At 38.2% G+C, this 1637-nt stretch carries 3 protein-coding genes; all 3 read right to left on the bottom strand.

Going from position 1 to position 1637, the window contains the following annotated elements; all coding sequences use genetic code 11:
* On the bottom strand, positions 1-126 hold a 126-nt coding region (gene remB / locus V7112_RS23810), incomplete at its 3' end, for an extracellular matrix regulator RemB (protein ID WP_438823862.1).
* Positions 127-149: 23 nt separating this feature from the next.
* A complete protein-coding gene (gene recF, locus V7112_RS05500; RefSeq protein WP_335416528.1) occupies positions 150-1268 on the bottom strand; it encodes a DNA replication/repair protein RecF in 1119 nt (372 codons plus the stop codon).
* Between the two features lie 48 nt (positions 1269-1316).
* Positions 1317-1535 carry a S4 domain-containing protein YaaA gene (gene yaaA, locus V7112_RS05495; RefSeq protein WP_335416526.1) on the bottom strand — a complete coding sequence of 73 codons (219 nt, stop codon included), beginning with the start codon at positions 1533-1535 and terminating at the stop codon, positions 1317-1319.
* Positions 1536-1637: the final 102 nt, after the last annotated feature.

Here is a 1637-nt window from a genome sequence, read left to right as displayed (position 1 = left end):
AGACAATTCTACCACTCTGTCTTTTTGTACTTCTAAAAATTCATTAACGATAGAGGAGGATTTTAAAAGCTGTCGATCTAATATCGTAATGACATCTGATGAACGAACCATTACATTGTCTCCCAAATGTATGAACAAACTTCATCACCTCATTTAAGCTTTGTTATGACTCCTGCAGACACGGCGTAAGTTGCGGCCTGATTCAATGTTTCATGATTGATTCCCTCTACGCTTGTTGTTGTGACAAAGGTTTGCACTTTGCCTTGAATTGTATTTAATAAATGGGACTGTCTAAAATCATCCAGTTCCGAAAGAACATCATCTAATAATAGAATTGGGTATTCCCCAATTTCGGAGTGAATTAATTCTATTTCTGCTAGCTTCAACGATAGGGCTGTTGTGCGTTGCTGACCTTGGGAACCAAAGGTTTGAACATCCTTGCCATTCACAAAAAATGCAAGGTCATCCCGATGGGGCCCCGCTAATGTAACGCCTCTTTCAATTTCCCTCTCTCTTATTTTAGCAAATTTTTCGTCGTATACATCTACCATTTTCGACAAATCAGCGGTTTCTAATACCTCAATAGACGGTTTATATTCAATTTGAAGTGTTTCGAGCCCTCTACTGATTCCGTAATGGATGGGTTCAGCCCATTTCTGTAATAAGATGAGAAATTCAACCCTTTTTTTTACAATTTTAGCAGTTGCTTGAATTAATTGTGAGGTTAATACATCAAGCATGGTTTGATCGTGTTGCTTTTTAGTTTGAAGCTGTTTTAAATAGTGATTTCGTTGATGGAGAATTTTTTGGTACTGACTTAAGTCATGTAAATAAACAGCGGATACTTGACCAATTTCCATATCAATAAACCGTCTTCTCACCTGTGGACTTCCCTTGACAAGATTTAAATCCTCCGGGGCAAACATGACCACGTTCATATTTCCAACATACTGGCTCAGCTTTTGCTGCTCTAAATGGTTGCTTTTCGCTTTTTTACCCTTCTTAGAGATTACAAGCTGCATGGAAAGGGGGCCGTTCCTTTTTTGAACCCTACCCTCTATTTTAGCATATTCTTCATCCCAGCGAATCAATTCTTTATCATTTGAGGTACGATGTGATTTTGCCATCGCTAAAACATAAATGGATTCCATCACATTTGTTTTGCCCTGGGCATTTTCACCTAAGATGACATTGACTTTATCTTCAAATTGTATGGATAGTTTTTCATAGTTTCGATAATTCGTTAGTTCTATTTCTTCTATGAACAAATGGATTCACCCTTTGCGTACAAGCGAGAGGGGCAGATCCCCCACTGCTTAAGCATTTGATATGACAAACGTTCCAAAGCCAGGAATGTCAACTACATCCTTTTCTACTAGCTTTTTTCCACGGCGATTTTCTAGCTCTCCATTTACGTAGACTTCATGTTCACTAAGAAACCACTTTGCCATTCCGCCCGATTGGATGACATCCGCAAGCTTTAAAAACTGTCCTAATGTGATAAAGTCTGTTGAAATTTCTATTTCCTTTGCCATTTTTTCGCCTTCTTTCTTTTATTTTACTAAAGAAATCACAACTAGAAAAGAAAACTACTAGGTTTTTTCGGCCTAGTAGTTCGTTTTTGGCCCACACGAGGT

It is taken from the genome of Bacillus sp. JJ1566 (genome assembly GCF_036962685.1).
Taxonomy (GTDB): Bacteria; Bacillota; Bacilli; order Bacillales; family Bacillaceae_L; genus Ferdinandcohnia.
This window is presented reverse-complemented; position numbering and strand designations above follow the sequence as displayed.

Excerpts from the sequence above, each read along its gene's own strand:
- yaaA (WP_335416526.1), bottom strand. The coding sequence starts at position 1,535 with ATGGCAAAGGAAATAGAAATTTCAACAGACTTTATCACATTAGGACAG.